16 protein-coding genes are annotated in these 22,011 nt (G+C 72.7%); all 16 read left to right on the top strand.

Features of this window, described 5'->3' with window-relative positions:
- The first annotated feature begins 1 nt into the window (after nt 1).
- From ACIO3O_RS25010 to ACIO3O_RS24935, 16 genes are read left to right on the top strand one after another with little or no spacing between them, the layout of a single operon-like run.
- On the top strand, nt 2-1,327 hold the full coding sequence (locus ACIO3O_RS25010; RefSeq protein ID WP_401749398.1) for a nucleotide sugar dehydrogenase: 1,326 nt from the start codon (nt 2-4) through the stop codon (nt 1,325-1,327).
- 37 nt (nt 1,328-1,364) lie between these two features.
- Nucleotides 1,365-2,606, top strand: a complete 1,242-nt coding sequence (locus tag ACIO3O_RS25005; RefSeq protein ID WP_401749396.1) for a glycosyltransferase family 4 protein — start codon at nt 1,365-1,367, stop codon at nt 2,604-2,606.
- On the top strand, nt 2,603-4,018 hold the full coding sequence (locus tag ACIO3O_RS25000; protein ID WP_401749394.1) for a Wzz/FepE/Etk N-terminal domain-containing protein: 1,416 nt from the start codon (nt 2,603-2,605) through the stop codon (nt 4,016-4,018). Before ACIO3O_RS25005 ends, ACIO3O_RS25000 begins: the two co-directional genes overlap by 4 nt.
- Nucleotides 4,015-5,568 carry a Wzz/FepE/Etk N-terminal domain-containing protein gene (locus ACIO3O_RS24995; RefSeq protein ID WP_401749392.1) on the top strand — a complete coding sequence of 518 codons (1,554 nt, stop codon included), beginning with the start codon at nt 4,015-4,017 and terminating at the stop codon, nt 5,566-5,568. Before ACIO3O_RS25000 ends, ACIO3O_RS24995 begins: the two co-directional genes overlap by 4 nt.
- A 3-nt stretch (nt 5,569-5,571) precedes the next feature.
- Complete coding sequence (gene asnB / locus ACIO3O_RS24990; protein WP_401749390.1) at nt 5,572-7,509, top strand: asparagine synthase (glutamine-hydrolyzing); 1,938 nt, start codon at nt 5,572-5,574, stop codon at nt 7,507-7,509.
- 10 nt (nt 7,510-7,519) lie between these two features.
- On the top strand, nt 7,520-9,709 hold the full coding sequence (locus ACIO3O_RS24985; protein ID WP_401749388.1) for a bi-domain-containing oxidoreductase: 2,190 nt from the start codon (nt 7,520-7,522) through the stop codon (nt 9,707-9,709).
- Complete coding sequence (locus ACIO3O_RS24980) at nt 9,706-11,640, top strand: alginate lyase family protein (protein ID WP_401749386.1); 1,935 nt, start codon at nt 9,706-9,708, stop codon at nt 11,638-11,640. The genes ACIO3O_RS24985 and ACIO3O_RS24980 overlap by 4 nt, the downstream gene beginning before the upstream one ends.
- 32 nt (nt 11,641-11,672) lie before the next feature.
- The gene (locus ACIO3O_RS24975) at nt 11,673-13,178 is read left to right on the top strand and encodes a right-handed parallel beta-helix repeat-containing protein (RefSeq protein WP_401749385.1); all 1,506 of its coding nucleotides are present in this window, start codon (nt 11,673-11,675) and stop codon (nt 13,176-13,178) included.
- A gap of 1 nt (nt 13,179) precedes the next feature.
- On the top strand, nt 13,180-14,445 hold the full coding sequence (locus ACIO3O_RS24970) for an O-antigen ligase domain-containing protein (RefSeq protein ID WP_401749383.1): 1,266 nt from the start codon (nt 13,180-13,182) through the stop codon (nt 14,443-14,445).
- A 2-nt stretch (nt 14,446-14,447) separates the two neighbouring features.
- Nucleotides 14,448-15,722: a glycosyltransferase gene (locus tag ACIO3O_RS24965; RefSeq protein ID WP_401749583.1), complete on the top strand. Its 1,275-nt coding sequence runs from the start codon at nt 14,448-14,450 to the stop codon at nt 15,720-15,722.
- Nucleotides 15,719-16,954: a class I SAM-dependent methyltransferase gene (locus ACIO3O_RS24960; protein ID WP_401749381.1), complete on the top strand. Its 1,236-nt coding sequence runs from the start codon at nt 15,719-15,721 to the stop codon at nt 16,952-16,954. Before ACIO3O_RS24965 ends, ACIO3O_RS24960 begins: the two co-directional genes overlap by 4 nt.
- Nucleotides 16,951-17,745 (top strand): glucose-1-phosphate cytidylyltransferase, encoded by a 795-nt coding sequence (locus ACIO3O_RS24955; RefSeq protein WP_401749379.1) that lies wholly within the window; start codon nt 16,951-16,953, stop codon nt 17,743-17,745. The genes ACIO3O_RS24960 and ACIO3O_RS24955 overlap by 4 nt, the downstream gene beginning before the upstream one ends.
- The gene (locus ACIO3O_RS24950) at nt 17,742-18,389 is read left to right on the top strand and encodes a PIG-L deacetylase family protein (protein ID WP_401749377.1); all 648 of its coding nucleotides are present in this window, start codon (nt 17,742-17,744) and stop codon (nt 18,387-18,389) included. Before ACIO3O_RS24955 ends, ACIO3O_RS24950 begins: the two co-directional genes overlap by 4 nt.
- A 3-nt stretch (nt 18,390-18,392) precedes the next feature.
- Complete coding sequence (locus ACIO3O_RS24945; protein WP_401749375.1) at nt 18,393-19,418, top strand: NAD-dependent epimerase/dehydratase family protein; 1,026 nt, start codon at nt 18,393-18,395, stop codon at nt 19,416-19,418.
- Nucleotides 19,415-20,689: a DUF4910 domain-containing protein gene (locus ACIO3O_RS24940; RefSeq protein WP_401749373.1), complete on the top strand. Its 1,275-nt coding sequence runs from the start codon at nt 19,415-19,417 to the stop codon at nt 20,687-20,689. Before ACIO3O_RS24945 ends, ACIO3O_RS24940 begins: the two co-directional genes overlap by 4 nt.
- Nucleotides 20,686-21,990: a hypothetical protein gene (locus ACIO3O_RS24935; RefSeq protein ID WP_401749371.1), complete on the top strand. Its 1,305-nt coding sequence runs from the start codon at nt 20,686-20,688 to the stop codon at nt 21,988-21,990. Before ACIO3O_RS24940 ends, ACIO3O_RS24935 begins: the two co-directional genes overlap by 4 nt.
- The last annotated feature ends 21 nt before the right edge of the window (nt 21,991-22,011 follow it).

Here is a 22,011-nt window from a genome sequence, read left to right as displayed (position 1 = left end):
CATGAGGATCAGCGTTTTCGGGCTCGGCTACGTGGGCTGCGTGTCGGCGGCGTGCTTGGCCGGCATGGGGCACGAGGTCATCGGGGTGGACGTCAACCGGGTCAAGGTGGACCTGGTCAACGCCGGGAAGGCCCCGGTGGTCGAGGAGCGGATCGGCGAGCTGATAGCCGACGTTGTACGGACGGGTGCGTTACGGGCCACCGACGACGTCCGCGAGGCGGTGCTCGGCAGCGAGGTGTCGCTCATCTGCGTGGGCACGCCGTCGGAGCCCAACGGCAGCCTGTGCACCACCTACCTGGAGCGGGTCGCCGAGCAGATCGGGGCCGTACTGGCCGAGCGGGGCCCCGACGCCCCCCGGCACACCGTCGTCTTCCGCTCCACCATGCTCCCCGGCACCTGCCTGAACCTGCTGGTGCCGATCCTGGAGAAGGCCGTCGGCGGCACCGCGGGCGTGGACTTCGGGGTGGCGGTCAACCCGGAGTTCCTGCGTGAGGGCACCAGCGTGCGGGACTTCTTCGACCCGCCCAAGACGGTCGTCGGCCAGCTCGACGAGGTCAGCGGGGACACGGTGGCGGCGCTGTACGAGAGCCTGCCCGGCGAGGTGTTCCGGGTGCCGGTGCCCACGGCCGAGGCGATCAAGTACGCGGACAACGCCTTCCACGGCCTGAAGATCGGTTTCGCGAACGAGCTGGGCGCGGTCTGCCAGGCGCTCGGCGTGGACTCGCACCAGGTGATGGACGTCTTCCTGGCCGACCGCAAGCTGAACATCAGCCCCGCCTATCTGCGCCCCGGTTTCGCCTTCGGCGGCTCCTGCCTGCCCAAGGACCTGCGCAGCCTGGTGTACGCGGCGCAGCGCGCGGACGTGTCGGTGCCGATCCTCTCCCACGTGCTGCCCTCCAACTCCGACCACCTGCAGCGCGCGGTGGACCTGGTGGAGCGCACCGGGAAGCGCCGGGTGGGCCTGTTCGGGCTGTCGTTCAAGCCCGGCACCGACGACCTGCGCGAGAGCCCGCTGGTGGAGCTGGCCGAGCGGCTCTTCGGCAAGGGCTACGACCTGAAGATCTACGACGCGAACGTGAGCCTGTCGCGGCTGCTGGGCGCGAACCGCGAGTACATCGAGAACCGGCTGCCGCACCTGGCGCAACTCCTCGCGGACTCCGTTCAGGAGGTCCTCGACTACGCCGACGTGTACCTGGTCGGCACCCGGGACCCGGCCGTGCTGGCGGCGCTGCCGCACGGCGAGGGGCCGGTGATCGTCGACCTCGTGCGCCTTCCCGACGCCGAGGCGCGCCGCACCGAACCGGGGTATCTGGGTCTTGCTTGGTAGTGCCGTGTTCGGTAGTGACGACAACGGGGGTGGGACGATGCGACGTGCGCTGATCCTGGTGGAGAACCTGTCGGTGCCCTTCGACCGGCGGGTGTGGCAGGAGTGCACGACGTTGCGCGACGCGGGCTGGGAGGTGCACGTCGTCTGCCCGCGGGGCGAGAAGCGGGACACCGAGCCCGAGGCGGTGGTCGACGGGGTGCACATCCACCGTTATCCGTTACGGGCGGCCACCGGCGGCCCCGCCGGATATCTGCGGGAGTACGGGTCGGCGCTGTGGCACACGGCCCGGCTGGCCCGCAGGGTCGGACCGGTGCACGTGGTGCACGCGTGCAACCCGCCGGACCTGCTGTTCCTGGTGGCCCGGCGGTTGCAGCGGCTCGGGGCGCGGTTCGTCTTCGACCAGCACGACCTGGTGCCGGAGCTGTACCTGTCCCGGTTCGGCCGCGGCGAGGACCTGCTGTACCGGGCGGTGGGCGCGCTGGAGCGGATGACGTACCGGGCTGCGGACATCGTGCTCGCCACCAACGAGAGTTACCGGGACGTCGCGGTGCGCCGGGGCGGGAAGCGGCCCGAGGACGTGTTCGTGGTGCGCAGCGCACCGCAGACCGATCGCTTCCAACCGGTGCCGCCGGAGCGGGAGTTGAAGCGGGGCAAGCCCCATCTGCTGTGCTACCTGGGCGTCATGGGCCCCCAGGACGGCGTCGACTACGCGCTGCGGGCGCTGGCGAAGCTGCGCGACGAGTTCGGGCGCACCGACTGGCACGCGGTGTTCGTCGGTTCCGGGGACGCCTTCGACGCGATGGTGGAGCTGTCCCGGGAGCTCGGGCTGGACGGGCAGGTGGAGTTCACCGGGCGGGTCCCGGACGCCGACCTGGTGCGGTACCTGTCCAGCGCGGACGTGTGCCTGTCCCCCGATCCGCGCAACCCGCTCAACGACGTGTCGACCATGAACAAGGTCCTGGAGTACATGGCGATGGGGCGGGCGATCGTCTCCTTCGACCTCAAGGAGGCGCGGGTCTCGGCCGGTGACGCCGCCGTGTATGCGCCCGCCAACGACGAGCGCGCGTTCGCGGAGCTGATCGGGCGGCTGCTGGACGACCCGGACCGGCGGGCCCGGATGGGCAAGACCGGTCAGGAGCGGATCGGCGGAGAGCTGTCCTGGCGGCATTCGCAGACGCAGTTGCTGGCCGCGTACGACGCCGCGTGCCGGGGCCGCACGGCGCGGTCGCGGTCGCAATCAGGGGCGAGGAGCTGGGTGCGAAGGAGGCTGCGCCCTTGAGCGACGACACGATTCGCCTCGCCACCGTCGGACGGATGCTCCGCCGTCGCTGGCGGCTTCTGGCTGTCCTCACTCTGGTGGGCGCGCTCGCCGGGTACGGCGTCTCGGTGGTGTTCCCGCCCCGGTACACGGCGACGGCCTCGGTGCTGCTGCCGGGGCAGTGGGAGCAGCGCGAGCTGCTGACGCAGGTGGACATCGCGACAAGTTCGGTGGTGGTCGACCGGACCGCCACCGCGCTCGCCTGGAGCGGCGTGGACGGCCAGGAGCTGCGCAAGCGGGTGGCCGCGTCCGCCGCCGACGGGAACATCATCAAGATCTCGGGCACGGCCGACTCCCCGGAGCGCGCGCAGCGGCTCTCCGACGTCCTGGCCCGGCAGTTCGTGACGTTCGCGGCCCGCATCTCGGGCGGCAGCACCGACTCCGACACGGAGGCCGAGGAGCTGCGCCGCCAGGTGGTGCAGACCAACCGGCGCATCTCCGAGCTGGCGAACGCGGCCGATCCGGGGCGTTCGGTGGAGAGCGTGCAGGCGCGCACCTCCCTGGAGCGGCTGCGCACCACGCTGGAGAAGGCGATGGAGAAGCTGGACCAGGCCGATCCGGCGAACAACAAGGCGAACCTGGTCGTCATGGGTCCGGCGGCCCGCCCCGCCGGCCAGACGCCGCCGACCCGGCTCCACTTCATCGCGGCGGGCGCGGTGCTGTTCTTCCTGCTCGCCGTGGTCGGGCACCTGGCCGCCGCCCGGGCGAACCGGCGGCTGCGCACCGGGTCCGAGATCGCCGCCGCGCTGGGTTCGGCGCTGCTGGGCACCGTCGACGTACCGGAGGAGCCGGGGGCGCGGCGGTCGCAGGGGCGGGGTCCGCTGGGGTGGCTGCGCAGGCTGCTCGGGGTGGACACCCGGTGGGACGTACCGCCGCCGCAGCGCTCCGGCGACGACGCCGACCGGAGCATCCGCTACCGGCGGGTGTGCGCCCGTCTGCGCGATCAACTCCCCTCGCCCGGACGGCTGTTGGTGGTCGTCCCGGGCGACGACCCGGTCGCGGGCCGGGCCGCCGGGCAGCTCGTCGCGGAGGCGGCGGGCGACCCGGCGCCCGTGCTGCGGGTGGTGGAGATCGCGGTGGGCCGCCCGACGGTGCCCGACCGCGACGCCGAGTCCGGCGCGCTGGTCGTCCTGAGCGCGGGCAACTGGACCGCCGAGGACCTCGCCCAGATCGCCGAGGCCTGCGCGGACAGCGGCCACGACCTGGTCGGCGTCGTCGTCGCCGGTACGGTCCGCAGCCGCCCGGCACGGACCTCCGCCGCCGCTCCCCCGGACGGCGGCGGCCCCGCCCCGCTCCCGGTGGGCGGCGACGACAGCGGCAGCACGCCGCAGCCCGCCAAGGTGAGCGGCAGCACGACGGGAGCCGCGAAGTGACCACGCACCCCACGCCGCACACGACGGCGCACCCGGCTGCGGAGCCGGACGCCACCGCCGCACTCATCGACCTGCACGCCCTGGTGGCCGCGGTGCGCAGACGCCGCCGCCTGTGGTCCGCGCTGGCGCTGCTCGGCCTGGTGGCCGGTGCGGCGCTGGCGGTCCTGCTGCCGCCCCCGCCGACCGCGGTGACCAAGGTCCTGGTGGCGCACCGGGAGGACCAGCCCAACGACACCGGGACCCTGATCCGTACCGACGTGGCGCTCCTGGGCACCACCCGGATCGCCGACGCGGCCCTGCGCTCCCTGGACTCCCCCGAGAAGGCGGAGGACTTCCTGAAGGACTACACGGGGCTCGGACTGACCAACAACCTGCTCCAGATCGAGGTGAAGGCCGACAGCGACGCCCAGGCGGTGGCCCGCGCCGGGGCGCTGGCGAACGCGTTCGTCGCCGACCACGTGCGCCGGATGCGGGAGACCGCGAAGGCGGAGGCCAAGGCCCTGCTGGACCAGCGCGACCGGATGCGCGTCGAGCTGGCCCAGGTCAACGAGTCGATCGGCAAGCAGCCCCCGACGACCGACCCGAAGGGCGCGGCCGGCACCGAGACGCTGTACGCCCGCCGGGCGGAACTCAACTCGCGGATCGCCGACTTCGACCAGCGGGCCGCCGAGGCGGGCACCGGGACACCCCGGCTGGTCTCCGGCACGCAGATCGTGGACGCCCCGCGCGCGCTGCGGCACTCCCTGCTCAAGGGGCTGGTCACCAAGGGCGGCATCGGGTTCGCCCTGGGCCTGGTCCTGGGCGTCGCGCTGGCCGCCGTCGGTTCGGTGGTGGGCGACCGGCCCGTGCTGCGCCGGGACATCGCGGAGCACCTGGGCGCCTCCGTGGTCGCGGAGCTGCCGGGGCGGCCGGGCCGGGTGTGGCGTCGTCGCAGGACCCGGGCCGCCCGGGCGAGGCTCACCACGTCCCTCGCCCGTACGGTGCGGGGTTCGGCGGAGCCGCTGTCGCTGCTGGAGCTGGGCTGCGCCCGCACGGCGGGCACGGTCGCCCTGGACCTTGCCCGGGCGCTGGCGCAGGACGGCCCGGTGGTGGTCGTGGACGGCCTGCCGGGCGAGCGGCTGGTCAAGCGCCGCCCCCGGCCCGGCGACCCGGACGTGGTCGGCGGCGAGCGGGCCGGGTCGGTGCCCGCGGAGGAGCGGCTGATCGGGGTGGGCTCGGTGGCGCCGGGCACCGCGTGGACCGACCTCCAGTACCTCGGCACCCGCACCGTGCTCGTGGTGCGGGCCGGGCACGGCAGCACCGCCTGGCTGCACACGGTGGCGCGGCAACTCGCCGACCAGCACATTCCGGTGATCGGCGTGGTCCTCGTCGACGCCGATCCGCGCGACCGTACGGACGGGACGCTGTGGGACGTGGTGCACACCGCGCTGCGCGGCCTGGCCGACCGGAACGAACCGCAGGCCCACCAGAACGGGTCGCGGCAACCGCGTACGGAGCGGCTGCCGCTGTGGGCGGCACGGGTTCCGGACGACGAGACGGAGGTGCGGTAGATCATGTGTGGCATCGCAGGGGCGTACCGGTGGCCGGACGGGAAGGCGGTCACCGACCGGCTGACCGACGTCCTGGCCCATCGCGGCCCGGACGGGGCGGGCCGCTACGACCATCCGGCGGGTGACGGGACGGTGCACCTGGGGCACCGCAGGCTCGCCATCATCGACCTGTCGGAGACCGGCGCCCAGCCGATGGTCTCCGACGGTCTGGCCCTCACCTACAACGGGGAGCTGTACAACGCGCCGGAGCTGCGCGCCGAGCTGGAGGCCGCCGGGGTGCGCTTTCGGGGCACGTCGGACTCCGAGGTGCTGCTTGAGGCGTGGCGGCGCTGGGGCACGGACTGCCTGCCGAGGCTGCGGGGCATGTTCGCGTTCGGCATCTTCGACGAGCGTACGGGTGAACTGGTGCTGGTCCGCGACCAGTTGGGCATCAAGCCGCTGTTCCTGATGCGGCGCGGCGAGGGCCTGGTGTTCGCCTCCGAGCTGAAGGCGCTGGCCGCCGCGACGGGCGGGTCCATGGAGGTGGACCATGCGGCGCTGGTGGCCTCGCTCCTCTACTACTGGGTGCCGGACTCCCGGTGCGCGCTGCGCGGTGCGGAGAAGCTGCCGCCGGGGAGCTGGCTGCGGGTGCGGGCCGACGGGCAGGTGCGGCGCGGCCGGTACTGGAATCTGAAGGACGTCGCCGCCGAGGGCCAGGCCCGGGCGCGCGCCGGTGACCTGCCGGACCTGGCCGCCGTGGTGGCCGAGTCGACCCGGCGCCATCTCCTCTCCGACGTACCCGTGGCGACGTTCCTGTCCGGCGGCCTGGACTCCAGTTATCTGACCGCGCTGGCCGCCCGGGACCGGCCCGGGATATCGGCGTACACGATCGGCTTCCGGGCCGAGGACGCCAAGTTCGAGGCGATGCCCGACGACCTGCGCTACGCCCGGCAGGTGGCGCGGCAGTTCGGCGTGGACCTGCACGAGATCGAGATCGCCCCGAACGTCCTGGACCTGCTGCCGCAGATGACGTACAGCCTGGACGAGCCGATCGGCGACCCGGCGGCGATCAACACGTACCTGATCTGCCGGGCGGCCCGGGAGGCCGGGGTGAAGGTGATGCTGTCGGGGATGGGCGCGGACGAGCTGTTCGCCGGGTACCGCAAGCACCTGGCCAACCTGATCGCCGTGCGCTACCAGCGCGTTCCGCGCCCGCTGCGGCGGGGAGTCGGCAGCGTGGTGGACCGGCTGCCGGTGGCCACGGCCCGGCGCGGGTACCGGTCGGTACGGTTCGCGAAGCGGTTCCTGTCGTTCGCCGACCTGCCGGAGGAGACCGCGTTCCGGCGCAGTTACACGATGTACGACCAGCAGGAGCTGCTCGCGCTGATCAACCCGGATCTGGCGGGGACGGTCGACGACGTGCTGGGCGAGCACCGGGACGTGTACGAGGACAACGACCTCGACGACTTCGTGAACCGGATGTGCCTGGGCGACGCCCGGATGTTCCTGCCGGGCCTCAACCTCGCGTACACGGACCGCTCCAGCATGGCCGCATCGACAGAGGTGCGGGTGCCGTACGTGGACGTCGAGGTGGTGAAGGCCGCGTTCGCCTTCCCCGGCAGCCGGAAGATCGCCGGCCGGCAGGGCAAGGCGGTCCTCAAGGAGGCGGCCGCCTCGATCCTGCCCCAGGAGATCGTGTACCGGCCCAAGGGTCTGTTCAGTGCCCCGCTGCGGGCCTGGATGAGCCGGGACCTGGCGCCGTTGGTGCGCGAGGTGGTCAACGACGGGGTGCTGGTGCGGTCCGGTTTCCTGCGGCGCGACGCGCTGGCGCGGATGGTCGCCGAGGACGCCGCGGGGCAGCGGGACTTCTCCAAGCACCTGTGGCACGTACTGACCCTGGAGTACTGGTATCGGGACGCGACCTCGGGCCGGGGCGCTCGGACAACGGCCGAGGAAATCTGAGGAGTTCGTGGTGAAGCAGGTCGTACAGAACTACAAGAGCGGCGAGCTGGCGGTGCTCGACGTGCCGGAGCCGGGATGCAAGCCGGGCGGGGTGCTGGTGCGCACCGTCTACTCGCTGATATCCACCGGTACGGAGCTCATGAAAGTGTCCGAGGCGGGCATGTCGATGGTCGGCAAGGCCCGCTCCCGCCCGGACCAGGTGGCCAAGGTCATGCAGAGCGTGGCCACCAACGGGGTGCCCGCCACGTACCGCAAGGTGATGGGCAAGCTGGACTCGTACACACCGCTGGGCTATTCGCTGTGCGGGGTGGTCGAGCAGGTCGGCGCCGGGGTCGACGACGTGAAGGCCGGGGACCTGGTGGCGTGCGCGGGCAACGAGCACGCGCTGCACGCCGAGCTGAACTGGGTGCCCAAGAACCTCTACACCCCGGTGCCGGACGGTCTCGCCCCGCAGCACGCGGCGTTCGGCACGGTCGGGTCGATCGCGTTGCAGGGGGTGCGCCAGGGCGAGCCGCAGCTCGGCGAGGTGGCCCTCGTCATCGGGCTGGGGCTGATCGGGCAGTTGGTGGCGCAGTTGCTGACCGCTGCGGGGGTACGGGTCGTGGGCGTCGACCCCGACCGGGGGCGCTGCGAACTCGCCGAACGCCTGGGCGCGGTGGCCTGCGGCGATCCAACGTCCGCGGCCGTGGAGAGCGCGGTGGCCGAACTCACCGGCGGGCACGGTGTGGACCAGGTGTACCTGGCGGCGGGAGGCGGCTCCAACCAGCCGGTGGAGCTGGCGGCGCGCCTGAGCCGGGACCGGGGCCGGGTGGTCGACATCGGCAAGTGCCGCCTGGACCTGCCGTGGAACGCGTACTACGAGAAGGAGCTCGACGTCCGCTTCTCGCGGTCGTACGGTCCCGGGCGCTACGACCCGTCGTACGAGCTGGAGGGCCGCGACTACCCGATCGGCTATGTGCGCTGGACGGAGCGCCGCAACCTGGCGTGTTTCCTGGACCTGACGGCGCGCGGCCGGGTGGACGTGGAGCCGCTGGTCTCGCACGTCGCGGACTTCGCGGACGCGGTGGAGACGTATCGGAGCCTGACGGACGGCGCGTTGAAGGCCGTGGCGGTGCTGTTCCGGTATCCGCAGGGCACCGGGGTGGTGGAGGCGCCTTCGGTGGAGGTGCCTTCGGTGGAGGTGCCGGACGTGCGGCGCGCCTCCCCCGCCGGGTCCCGGCCCCCAAAGGCCTCCGTGCGGCTGGCGTTCGTCGGCGCGGGGAACTACGCGACGTCGATGCTGCTGCCGCACCTGACGGGCCGCGACGGCGTCGAGCTGTCGACGGTGGTCACCACGACGGCGCTGTCCGCCGCCAACGCCGAGCGGAAGTTCGGCTTCGCCTCCGCCACCACCGACCTGGACGCGGTGCTCGGCGACGACGCGATCGACGCGGTGTTCGTGGTCACCCGGCACAGTTCGCACGCCGACCTGACCCGCAGGGCGCTCCTGGCGGGCAAGGCGGTGTTCGTGGAGAAGCCCCTCGCGCTCACCGAGGGCGAACTCGCGGACGTCCTGGCGACGGTGGAGGAGTCCGGCAACGACCGGCTCCAGGTGGGCTTCAACCGCCGGTTCGCACCCCTGCTCCAGGAGGCCAAGCAGCGGTTCGGTCAGCGCACGGGCCCGGCGAGCCTGCGCTACCTGGTCAACGCGGGCTCGCTCCAGCAGGGCAGTTGGTATCTGCGGCAGGACACCGAGGGCTCCCGGTTCGCCGGTGAGGGCGGGCACTTCATCGACACGGCGAGCTGGCTGCTCGATGCCGACCCCGTCTCGGTGTACGCCGTCGCCTCGCCCGGCGGCGAGGACCTCCAGGTCGTGCTGCGCTACCCGGACGCCTCCACGGCCACCCTCAGCTATGTCACCACCGGCGCGTCCAGCTTCCCCAAGGAGACCCTGGACCTGGTCGCGGACGGCAAGGTGCTGCGGCTGGACGACTTCGTACGGGCGTCGGTGTACGGGCAGAAGCGGTGGGTCAGCTCCCGGCTGCCCAAGGCCCGCGACAAGGGGCAGAACGCCGAACTGGCCGCGTTCGTACGGGCGGTGCGGTCCGGCGGGCCGATGCCGGTGCCGCTGGAGTCGCTGGCCGCCACCACGGCGGCCACCCTCGCGGTACGGACCTCGCTGGCCAGTGGTGCGCCGGTGACGCTGGCGAGGACCCGATGAGCCCCCTGAGCCCCGCCTGGTACCTGCGGCGGCTGTCCCGGATGGGGCCGCAGGAGGTCGGCGGGCGCACCCTGGACGCGGTGCGCAGACGGCGGTGGCGGTCGGGGCCGCCGCACTGCCCGCCCGTGTCCGGTGCCCGCTTCACCTCCGTGCTGCCCCCGGGCGCGCTCAAGGCGGTGCCGCCGCAGGCCGTGGCGCGGCTGGTGGCGGAGGCGGACCGGCTGATGGCCGGGCACGTCACGTACTTCGGGGTGGAGCGCGACGACCTGGTCGAACCGGACTGGTGGTACGACCCCAGGACCGGGCGGCACGCCCCGTGGGGGTACGCCTTCGGGCTGCCCTACCGGGACGAGGAGCTGTCGGGGGACATCAAGCAGATCTGGGAGCTGTCCCGGCACCAGTACCTGACCGTGCTGGCCGCCGCCTACGCGGTGACCGGCGACGACCGGTACGCCGAGCGGGTGGCGGCGCACCTGCGGTCGTGGTGGGCGGCGAACGCGCCGCTGCGCGGGGTGCACTGGATCAGCGGCATCGAGCTGGGCGTCCGGCTCGTCTCCTGGGTGTGGGTGCGGCGGCTGCTCGACGGCTGGCCGGGCGCGGCCGCCCTGTTCGAGGGCAATCCGGTGGCGCGCAACCAGATCTGGCACCACCAGCGCTGGCTGGCCGCCTTCCCCAGCCGGGGTTCCTCCGCGAACAACCATGTGATCGCCGAGGCGGCCGGGCAGTTCGCGGCGGCCTGCGCGTTCGACTGGTTCCCCGCCTCCGGGCAGTGGCGGCAGGAGTCGCTGCACACGCTGGACCGGCAGTTGCGCGCCAACACCTTCCTGTCGGGGCTCAACCGGGAGCTGGCCACCGAGTACCACGGCCTGGTGCTGGAACTCGGGCTGGCCGCGCTCGCGGAGGCGGACGCCGCCGACGTGCCGGTTCCGGCGACGGTGCGCCTCGTGCTGCTGCGGATGACCGACGCCCTGGCCGCGATCGTGGACGACCGGCTGCGGCCGCCGCGCCAGGGCGACGCGGACGACGGGCACGGCCTGGTCGTGGACGGTCCGGGCACCGACCGGTGGGGCTCGCTGCTGAGCACCGGGGACGCCGTGTTCGGCCGTCTGGACTGGTGGCCGCCGGTCGCGGTCGCGGACGTGCGCACCCCGCTGCTGGCCGCGCTGGTGCGACCGCATGGGAAGGACGGCGTGACCCGGCCGGCCACGCGCCCCGATCACTTCGCCGACGCCGGAATGACCCTGCTGCGCGGGCCGGGCGGGGTCTGGGTGCGGTGCGACGGGGGGCCGCACGGGTTCCTGTCCATCGCCGCGCACGCACACGCGGACGCGCTGTCCGTGGAGGTGCGGCAGGACGGGGTCGACGTGCTGGCCGACCCGGGAACGTACTGCTACCACGGGCAGCCGCAGTGGCGGTCGTACTTCCGCTCGACGCTCGGCCACAACACCCTGGAGCTGGACGGCGTCGACCAGTCGGTGTCGGGCGGGCCGTTCCTGTGGATTCGGCACGCGCGCACCCGGGTGCGGGAGGCGGGGGCGTCGCGCTGGAGTGCCGAGCACGACGGGTACGGGGAGCCGGTGCACCGCAGGAGTGTCGAACTGGACGACGCGGCACGGGAGGTGCGGATCGTGGACGAGGTGGGCGGGCCGCGCCGGGCGGTGCGGCTGGCGTTCCACCTCGGCCCGGAGGTCACCGCGGACCTGACGGGCGGGCAGGCCCGGCTGCGCTGGACGCGGGACGGCGAGGACCGCTCGGCGGTGCTCGACCTGCCCCAGTCCCTGGAGTGGCGGGCGCACCGGGGCGAGAGCGCTCCGCCGCTCGGCTGGTACTCCCCGGGCTTCGGGCGCAAGGAGCCCGCCACCACGCTGGTCGGTACCGGGTTCACGGACGACGGGCCGGGTTTCGTCACCGTGCTCGGGTTCGGCGAGTAGGGGGACACGTGCGAAGGACGGGGCGGCTCCGGGTGTTGCCGGGGGCACTGCTGGTGCTCGCGGTGGCGGGCTGTACGGGTACACCGGACGACGGGCCGAGGCCGAGCGCCTCGCCCACCGCGACCGGTGCGCCCGCCACCGTCGTGGCCCGGGTCTGCGCCAAGCCCGAGCCGGGGCCCGCGCAGGCGCCGCCGGGGGCGGTGACGGTCGATCCTGCGGTGGTGGGCGACCTGGCCGCCAAGACGGAGAGCAGCCCCGCGCACACCACGTTCTGGCTGCGCCCCGGCACGCACCGGCTGGTGCCCAAGCAGTACGCGCAGGTGCTGCCCAAGAAGGGGAACACCTATCTGGGCGCGCCGGGTGCGGTGCTGGACGGGCGCAGGGTGAACCAGTACGCGTTCGGCGGGCCCGCCCCCGACGTCACGATCCGCAACCTCACCGTGCAGGGGTTCATCCCGCCGCAGGACGAGGGCGTGGTCAACAACAGTTCCGCCGACGGCTGGGTGATCGAGCACAACACCATCCAGAAGAACGCGGGCGGCGGGATGATGGTCGGCGCCCGGCAGCAGATCCGCGCCAACTGCCTGCGCGACAACGGGCAGTACGGGGTGAACTCCTACAAGGACGGCGACTCCATCCGGGGTCTGGTCGTCGAGGGCAACGAGGTCACCGGCAACAACACCGACGACTGGGAGCGCAAGCGCCCGGGCTGCGGCTGCACCGCCGGAATCAAGTTCTGGGCGGTCAACGGGGCCGACGTGCGCGGCAATTGGGTGCACGACAACCGGGGCGCGGGCCTGTGGGCGGACAACAACAACAACGACTTCCTCTTCGAGAACAACGTCATCGAGGCCAACGACGGCGCGGGCCTGATGTACGAGACCAGCTACAACACGATCATCCGCAACAACACCTTCCGGCGGAACAACGTCGTCGAGGGCCGCAGGCTGGCCGACCGGGGCGACACCTTCCCGTACGCGACGATCTACGTCTCGGAGGCGGGCGGCGAGCCGCGCATCAAGGCCCGTACCAGCAGGATCGAGATCTACCGGAACCTGCTGGAGAACAACTGGAACGGAATCACCCTCTGGGAGAACTCCAACCGGTTCTGCAACAGCCCCGCGAACACCTCGACCGGGTACTGCACCCTGCTGGTGAAGGACACCAAGAGCTGTGCGCAGCCCGCGATCGCCAAGAAGCCGCTCTACGACGACTGCCGGTGGAAGACGCAGCGGGTCTTCGTCCACGACAACCGGTTCGTGGTGGACAGCGCGGCCCTCGGCTGCACCGAGGAGTGTGCGCGCAGTGCGGTGCTGTCCAACTACGGCACCTGGCCCGCCTGGTCGCCGTACAAGGCCAAGAAGGTGTCCGACGCGCTGATCCACAAACAGGACAACCGCTGGCGCGACAACGACTACCTCGGGCCGTGGAACTTCGTCGCCGACGACCCGGCCGTGCGCATCGACGCCGCGCAGTGGCAGGAAGCCCCGTACCGGCAGGACGTCGGCAGCGTCTTCGAGCAGCAGGCGGGTGGGTGAGATGGCTGCGGACCTGATGGTGGAGAGCCGGGCCGCCGCACCCCGCCCGACGGGGTCGCCGAAGGCCGCGCGGGCGGCCTGGGTGCTGCTGGGGCTGAACGTGCTGGGTTCGGCGGGGGCGCAGACCATCTTCCCGATCCCCCGCTCGCTGATCCAGATGGTGACCATGGGGGCGCTGGTCGCCGCGTTCACGCTGGCGCTCGCGGTCAATCTGCGGCTGCGCATCCGCACCAGCTCCTTCCTGTTCCTGCTGACGCTGCTGCTGGTGCCGAGCGTGATCTCCAGCGTGAGTCTGGAGGCCGGGTTCGGGGCGCTGTTCCGGTGTGCCCGACTGTCGTTGTTCGTGGGCACGTTGTGGCTGCTGAGCCGGTGGTGGAGCGACGGGCTCACCTTCGTGCGCACCCACATCCGGATGTACTTCGCGGTGCTGATGTCGGTGGTGGCGGGCCTGGCGATCTCGCCGGGCGCGGCGATGCCCGAGCTGTACGGGGGGCGGCTGGTCGGTGCGCTGTGGCCGCTGACGCCGCCGCAGATCGGCCAGTACGCGGCGGTGATCAGCGGGCTGGCGGTGCTGCTCGCGCTGGGGCGGCGGACCAGTTGGGGCGGTGCGATGGTGGTGGTCGTGCCGTCGCTGGCGCTGCTGCTGCTGAGCCACACCCGGACGGCCACGGTCGGCATGCTGGTCGCCCTGGTGCTGGCGATCGGTTCGCTGCTGCTGACCAGTGCGGCGGCCCGCCGGTTCTTCACCTGGGCGGTGCTGTGCGGAACGGTGGCGGCGGTGGCGTTCGCCTCCGCGTTGCAGGCGTGGTTCCTGCGGGGGCAGTCGCAGGAGTACCTCACCAGTCTCACCGGCCGTGCCACGGTGTGGGACGCGCTGCTCGACGCCCCCCGCACCCTCACCGAGCGGCTGTTCGGGACGGGGCTGAGCGACAAGTCGTTCGGCGGGCTGCCGATCGACAACAGCTGGCTGGCGGTCTACGACGAGCAGGGGCTGACCGGCACGGCCGTGGTCGCGGCGATGTTCCTGATCCTGGGCGGTGTCGCGCTGCTGCGGCCGCCGTCGCTGCAACGGGCCTGCGCGATCTTCCTGATCGGTTACGTCGGGATCTCCTCCTACACCGAGGCCGGTCTGGGCGACGCCTCGGCGTACCTGCTGCACCTGGCCCTGGCGGCGGCGCTGCTGGCGACGCCGACCGGGGGCACCCACCTGCCGACGCCCGCTGTTCCCCGACGACACGTCCCGCGCTGGGCCCGGAGGCTGACGTGAGCATGCACGTCCTGGTAGTGCACAACCGCTATTCCTCGGCGCAGCCGAGCGGCGAGAACAGGGTCGTCGACCAGGAGGTGGAGCTGCTGCGCGCGGCCGGTCACCGGGTCGGGCTGTTCCAGCGGTTCAGCGACGACATCGCCGCCCGCTCGCTGCTCGGCAAGGTCGCCGTGCCGCTGCTGGTGCCGTGGAACCCGGCGGTGCGCACCGAGCTCGCCGCCCGGCTGCGCGCCGAGCGGCCGGACGTGGTGCACGTCCACAACGTGTTCCCGCTGCTGTCGCCTTCGGTGCTGGCCGCGTGCGCCGACGCGGGGGTGCCCGCCGTGGCCACGCTGCACAACTACAACCAGGTCTGCCCGCCGGGCACGCTGCGCCGCGACGGCCGTCCGTGCACCGAGTGCGTGACCGCCGGGTCGCCGCTGCCCGCCGTCCGGCACGGCTGCTACCGCGACTCGCGGCTGGCGACGGTGCCGCTCGCGGTCGGTATGGCGGTGAACCGGCGGCGCTGGTGGTCGGGGGTGGAGCGGTTCTTCTGCATCTCGCGGGCCCAGCGTGATCTGTTGGTGCGCGCCGGGGTGCCGGCCGGGCTGCTGGCGCTGAAGCCCAACTTCGTACCCGAACCGGGTGTGCACCGGGAGGCTGCCGGGGAGCATCTGCTGTTCCTGGGCAGGCTGTCGGAGGCCAAGGGCGTACGGCTGCTGATGACGGCGTGGGACGAGCTCGCCGCGGGCGGCGGTGTCGGCGTGCCGCTGGTGCTGGCCGGTGCGGGGCCGCTGGAGCGGGAGGTGGCGGCGTGGGCGGCGGGCCGCGACGACGTGCGGTACGTCGGCCTGTACGACCCGGCGCAGTGCCGCCGGGCGATCGCCCGGTCGGTGGCGGTGGTGGCGCCGTCGATGGCGCTGGAGACGTTCGGGCTGGTGGCGGCGGAGGCGATGGCGGCCGGGGTGCCGGTCGTGGCCGCGGCGCACGGCGGCTTCACCGAGCTCGTCGAGGACGGGGCGAGCGGTCTGCTGCACCGGCCGGGCGACGCGGGTTCGCTCGCCTCGTGCCTGCGCAAGGTCGCCGCCGATCCGGCGGCCAACGCGGACATGGGCCGCTCGGCCCGGCTCCGTTACGAGCAGCGGTACAGCCCGTCCGTCGGGCTGGACCGGCTGGAGGAGGGGTACCGCTCCGCGATCGCGGGGCGGGCGCCCGGTGGTGCGAACAGCGCACCGCCGGTGGGGAAATCGGGCTCGCGGCAGGGATTTCGCGCGGGCAGGGATGGGGGCAGCAGATGACACGATGCCGACTGTGCGGTTCGGCGGCGCTCGCCAGCGTCGTCGACCTGGGGGCGACACCCCCGTGCGAGAGCTTTCTCGCGGCGGAGCAACTGGACCTGGCGGAGCCCGCGTATCCGCTGCACCTGCGGGTCTGCACCGACTGCTGGCTGGCGCAGATCCCGCCGCTGATCACGCCGGAGGACACGTTCAGCGAGTACGCGTACTTCTCCTCCTTCTCCTCCTCCTGGGTGGAGCACGCCCGCACCTTCGTCGCCGACGCCGTGCAGCGGGTGGGGCTCGGCCCGGACGCGTTCGTGGTGGAGGTCGCCAGCAACGACGGCTATCTGCTGAAGCACGTGGTGGACCGGGGCATGCGCTGCCTGGGCGTCGAGCCGTCGGTGAACGTGGGGGCGGCGGCGCGGGAGGCGGGGGTGCCCACGCTGACGGCTTTCCTGTCGCCGGAGACGGGTGCGGCCGTCCGGGGCGAGCACGGCCCGGCGGACCTGGTCGTGGCGAACAACGTGTACGCGCACATCCCCGACGTGGTCGGGTTCACCCAGGGGCTGCGCGCGCTGGTCGCGGACGACGGTTGGGTCTCCATCGAGGTGCAGCACCTGCTGACGCTGATCGAGGAGAACCAGTACGACACCATCTATCACGAGCACTTCCAGTACTACACGGTCGCCTCCGCGATCCGGGCACTGGCCAGTAGCGGGCTCTCCCTGGTGGACGTGGAGCTGCTGCCCACGCACGGCGGGTCGATCCGGCTGTGGGCCCGGCCGACGGAGGCCGCCGGGGAGCCGTCGGGGCGCGTGGCGGACGTACTGGACCGGGAGAAGGCGGCGGGGCTCCAGGAGCTGTCCGGGTACGCGGAGTTCTCCGCCCGGGTCGCGAAGGTGCGCCGGGACCTGCTGCGGTTCTTGATCGACGCCGCCGAGCAGGGGAAGACGGTCGTCGGGTACGGGGCGCCCGGCAAGGGCAACACGCTGCTCAACCACTGCGGAGTGCGCCCCGACCTCCTCGCCTACACCGTCGACCGCAACCCGTACAAGCACGGCAGGTTCACCCCGGGCAGCCGCATTCCGATCCTGGCGCCCGAGCGGATCGCCGAGGACCGGCCGGACTACGTCCTGGTCCTGCCGTGGAACCTGCGCGACGAGCTGATCGAGCAGCTGTCGTACGTGGGCGACTGGGGCGGTCGCCTGGTCTTTCCCATACCGGAACTGAGCATTGTCGAGGTCACGAAATGAAGGTCGTCCTTTTCTGCGGCGGTTACGGGATGCGGATGCGCAGCGGCGCCGCGGACGACGTGCCCAAGCCGATGGCGATGGTCGGCCCGCGCCCGCTGATCTGGCACGTGATGCGGTACTACGCGCACTTCGGGCACCGGGAGTTCATCCTGTGCCTGGGTTACGGGGCGCACCACATCAAGGACTTCTTCCTCCACTACGAGGAGACGACGTCCAACGACTTCGTGCTGCGCGGCGGGAAGACGGAGCTGCTGTCCACCGACATCGCGGACTGGACGATCACGTTCGCGCAGACCGGCATCGAGTCCCCGATCGGGGAGCGGCTGCGCCGGGTGCGCCACCACCTGGACGGCGACGAGATGTTCCTCGCCAACTACGCGGACGTCCTCACGGACGCCCCGCTGCCGGAGATGATCGAGAAGTTCTCCCAGCGGGACGCGGGCGCGTCGATGATGGTGGTGCCGCCCCAATCGTCGTTCCACTGCGTGGAGTTGGGCGAGGACGGCCTGGTGGGTGGCATCACGGCGGTGAGCGAGCTGCCGCTGTGGGAGAACGGCGGGTACTTCGTGCTGCGCCAGGAGGTCTTCGACCACATACCCGAGGGCGGCGACCTGGTCGCCGACGGCTGCGGCCAACTCGCCAAGCAGGGACGTCTCGTCGCCCACCAGCACCGCGGGTTCTGGAAGCCGACCGACACGGTGAAGGAGCGCGCCGCGCTCGACGACGCGTACGCCCGGGGCGACCGCCCGTGGGCCGTGTGGGAGCGCGACGCCGTGCGGGTGGGCGCGTGATCCGGCTCGGGGCAGGACCTCTTCAGCGGGTCGTCGCGGTGGGTGCGCACTGCGACGACATCGCCATCGGTGCGGGCGCAACCCTGCTGACGCTGTGTCAGGCCCGGCCGGGTGTCCGCGTCGACGCCCTGGTGCTCACCGGCGGCGGCACCGAGCGCGAGCAGGAGGAGCTGGCAGCGCTCACCGCGTTCTGCCCGGGCGCCGATCTGCGGCTGACCGTGCTCAAGCTGGCGGACGGGCGGCTTCCCTCGCAGTGGGACGAGGCCAAGGCCGCCGTGGAGGAGCTGCGCGGGCGCACCGACCCGGACCTGGTGCTCGCACCGCGTACCGACGACGCCCATCAGGACCACCGGGGCCTCGCACAGCTCATGCCCACCGCGTTCCGCGACCACTTGGTCCTCGGCTACGAGATCGTCAAGTGGGACGGCGACCTGGGCCGCATGCAGGCCTACCAGCCGCTGTCCCCGGAGGCCGCCGAGCAGAAGGTGCGGCTGCTGCAGGAGCACTATCCCTCGCAGCGGCACCGCCCCTGGTACGACCGCGAGGCCTTCCTCGGTCTCGCCCGCATCCGCGGCATCGAATGCCACGCCCGGTACGCCGAGGCGTTCGCCGTCACCAAACTCACGCTCCACCTGGGGGACTGAACCATGCGCGTACTGCTCACCGGACACCAGGGTTACCTGGGCACCGTGATGGCCCCGGCGCTCGCCGCCGCCGGGCACGAGGTCGTCGGCCTCGACTCCGGGCTCTTCGCCGACTGCGTGCTGGGCCCGCCGCCCGCCGACCCGGCGGGGCACCGGGTGGACCTGCGGGACGTCACCGCCGAGCACGTGGCCGGGGTCGACGCGGTGATCCACCTGGCGGCGCTCTCCAACGACCCGCTGGGCTCGCTGGCCCCGGAACTGACGTACGACATCAATCACCACGCGTCCGTACGGCTGGCGAAGCTGGCCCGCGACGCGGGCGTGCACCGCTTCCTGTACGCGTCGACCTGCTCGGTGTACGGGGCCTCCGGCGGCGACGACCTGGTGGCCGAGGACGCCCCGCTGCGCCCGGTCACCCCGTACGCGGAGTCCAAGGTGCGCGTCGAGGACGACCTGCACGCGCTGGCCGACGCCGACTTCAGCCCGGTGTACATGCGCAACGCCACCGCCTTCGGGTACTCGCCCCGGCTGCGCGCCGACATCGTGCTGAACAACCTGGTGGGTCACGCCCTGCTGTCGGGCGAGGTGCTGGTGCTGTCCGACGGCACCCCGTGGCGGCCGCTGGTGCACGCCGCCGACATCGCCCGGGCGTTCATCAGGGCCCTGGAGGCGCCGCGCGAGGCGGTGCACGACCGGGCGTTCAACATCGGCAGCGAGGTCAACAACGTCCGGGTGAGCGAGATCGCCGAGCAGGTCGCCGACGCGGTGTCCGGCGCGAAGGTGGTCATCACCGGCGAGAACGGGGCCGATCCGCGCTCGTACCGGGTGGACTTCTCCCGCTTCCGGGCGGCGCTCCCCGGCTTCGAGTGCGTGTGGACGGTGCGCCAGGGTGCGAACGAACTCGCGGACGCCTACCGGAAGTTCGCGCTGACCCAGGAGAGCTTCGAGCAGCGCTTCACCCGGCTGGCCGTGCTGCGCGCGGCCTCCGAGGCGGGCACGGTCGACGGCACCCTGCGGTGGCGCGGATGACGCGGGGGGACGAAGGCGAGGCCATGCACGATCTGGTGCGGCGGCTGTACCCGCTGTGCCGGAGCATCACCGGCGACGGGGTGCGCGCCACCCTGGACGTCGTCGGTGAGCTCCTGCCGCTCCAGGTGCACGAAGTGCCCACGGGCACCCAGGTGTTGGACTGGACGGTGCCGCAGGAGTGGAACATCCGGGACGCGTACGTCGCCGACGCCTCGGGGCGGCGGGTCGTGGACTTCGCCGCGTCCAGCCTGCACGTGCTCGGCTACAGCGTGCCGGTGCACCGGACGATGCCGCTGTCGGAGCTGCGGGCGCACCTGTACACGCTGCCGGAGCAGCCCGATCTGGTGCCGTACCGCACCAGTTACTACGCACCGCAGTGGGGTTTCTGCCTCTCGCAGAACACCCTGGACGCGCTGCCGGACGGCGACTACGAGGTGCGGATCGACTCCACGCTCGCCGACGGGCACCTCACCTACGCCGAGCACGTGGTGCCCGGGCAGGTGACCGACGAGGTGATCGTGTCCTGCCATGTCTGCCATCCGTCGCTGGCCAACGACAACCTGGCCGGGATCGCGGTGGCGACGTTCCTGGCCCGGGAGCTGGCCGGGCAAACCCCTTACTACACCTACCGGTTCATCTACGCGCCCGGCACCGTCGGGGCGATCACCTGGCTGGCCCGCAACCGGGTCGAGCGGGTCAAGCACGGCCTGGTCCTGGCGTGCGCGGGCGACCGGGGCTCGCTGACGTACAAGAAGAGCAGGCGCGGCGACGCGGAGATCGACCGGGTGCTGCGGCACGTGCTGGAGTCCTCCGGGCGACCGCACCGGATCAACGAGTTCACTCCGTACGGCTACGACGAGCGGCAGTACTGCTCCCCCGGGTTCGACCTGGGGGTGGGCTCGCTCACCCGGACGCCGTACGCCGGGTACCCCGAATACCACACCTCGGGGGACAACCCGGACTTCGTCGCGCCACAGGCGATGGCGGACACCCTCGCCGTGTGCCGCGAGGCGTTCGCCGTGCTCGACAGGAACCGGCGGTACGTCAATCAAAGCCCTTACGGTGAACCGCAGTTGGGGCGGCGCGGCCTGTACGGCTCGCTCGGCGGGCGCAGTGACGCGAAGGAGGCGCAGCTGGCCATGCTGTGGGTGCTCAGCATGTCCGACGGCGCGCACAGCCTGCTGGACGTCGCCGAGCGGGCCGGGCTGCCGTTCGACACCGTCGGGGTCGCGGCCGACGCCCTGCACGCCGCCGGGCTGATCAAGGCATGAGCAGGGTGGCCGCCGAGGGGGAGATGCCCACGAGAGAAGCCCGGCCGGCCGGGCGGCGGGCCATGGCCGGGCGGCTGTCCTGGGGTCTCGCCGACCAGGCCGCCTCCAGCCTGACCAACTTCGCGGTCGGCCTGTACGTCGCCCGCTCGCTGGGGCTGACCGCGTTCGGCGTGTTCAGCCTGGCCTGGCTGACGTACGGCGTGGTGCTCAACGTCGCCCGCGGGCTGGCCACCGACCCCCTGGTGGTGCGCTTCAGCGGTGCGGAGACGGCGGACTGGCGTGCGGCGGCGGGCCGTTCCTCGGGGGCGGCGCTCGGGGTGGGCACGGTGCTCGGTGCGGCGTCCGTGGCCGTCGGGCTGGTGCTCGGCGGCCCGGTGGGGCCCGCGTTCGTGTGCCTGGGCGTGGTCCTGCCGGGGCTGCTGCTCCAGGACGCCTGGCGGTTCGCGTTCTTCGCGGCCGGTGACGGACGCAAGGCGTTCGTCAACGACCTGGTGTGGGGCGTGGCGCTCGTCCCCGCGCTGCTGATCGCCGCCCGCATGGGCAGCGTGGGCGCCTTCGTGCTGGCGTGGGGGGCGTCCGCCGCCCTGGCCGCCGCGTACGGGTGCGTCCAGTCCGGCATCCGGCCGCGCGTCACCCGGGCGTACGGCTGGCTGCGCGAGCAGCGCGACCTCGGGCTGCGCTACCTGGTGGAGAACGTCAGCCTCAGCGGTGCCAGCCAGGTGCGGGCGTACGGGCTCGGCGCCATCGTCGGGGTGAGCGCGGTCGGCGCGGTGCGGGGTGCGGAGCTGCTGCTCGGCCCGTTCCTCGCGGTGCTGATGGGGCTGTCGCTGGTCACCGTCGCCGAGGCGGCCCGGGTGCTGCGGCATTCGCCGCACCGGCTCGCCCGGTTCTGCCTCCTGCTCGGCGGCGGGCAGGCCGTCGCCGCCCTGCTGTGGGGGGCGGCGCTGCTCCTGGTGCCGGACCGGCTGGGCGAACTCGTGCTGGGCGGGGTCTGGGAGGCGGCCGCGCAGCTCATCGTCCCGGCGACCCTCGGGGTGGCGGGGGCCGGGCTCGGCACTGGCGCGGCGGCCGGACTGCGGGCGCTGGCGGCCGCCCGGCGCAGCCTGCGCTGCCAGCTCTTCGCCTCCGTCTGTTACGTCGCGGGCGGGCTCGGCGGGGCCGCCTGGGGCGGCACCCCCGGGTCGGCCTGGGGGGTCGCCGCCGCGACGGCCGTCAGCTCGGTCGTGTGGTGGCTCCAGCTGCGCTCGGCGCTGCGCCACCGTCCCCCGCCCGTGAATCCCCCTGTCTTTTTGTGCTGGTGAAGTTTCGTGATCGTGAAGTGA

The sequence above is a fragment of the Streptomyces sp. NPDC087440 genome (assembly GCF_044744005.1).
Classification (GTDB): Bacteria; Actinomycetota; Actinomycetes; order Streptomycetales; family Streptomycetaceae; genus Streptomyces.
The sequence above is the reverse complement of the archived record's forward strand: the minus strand, read 5'-3'. Positions and strand labels throughout refer to the sequence as shown.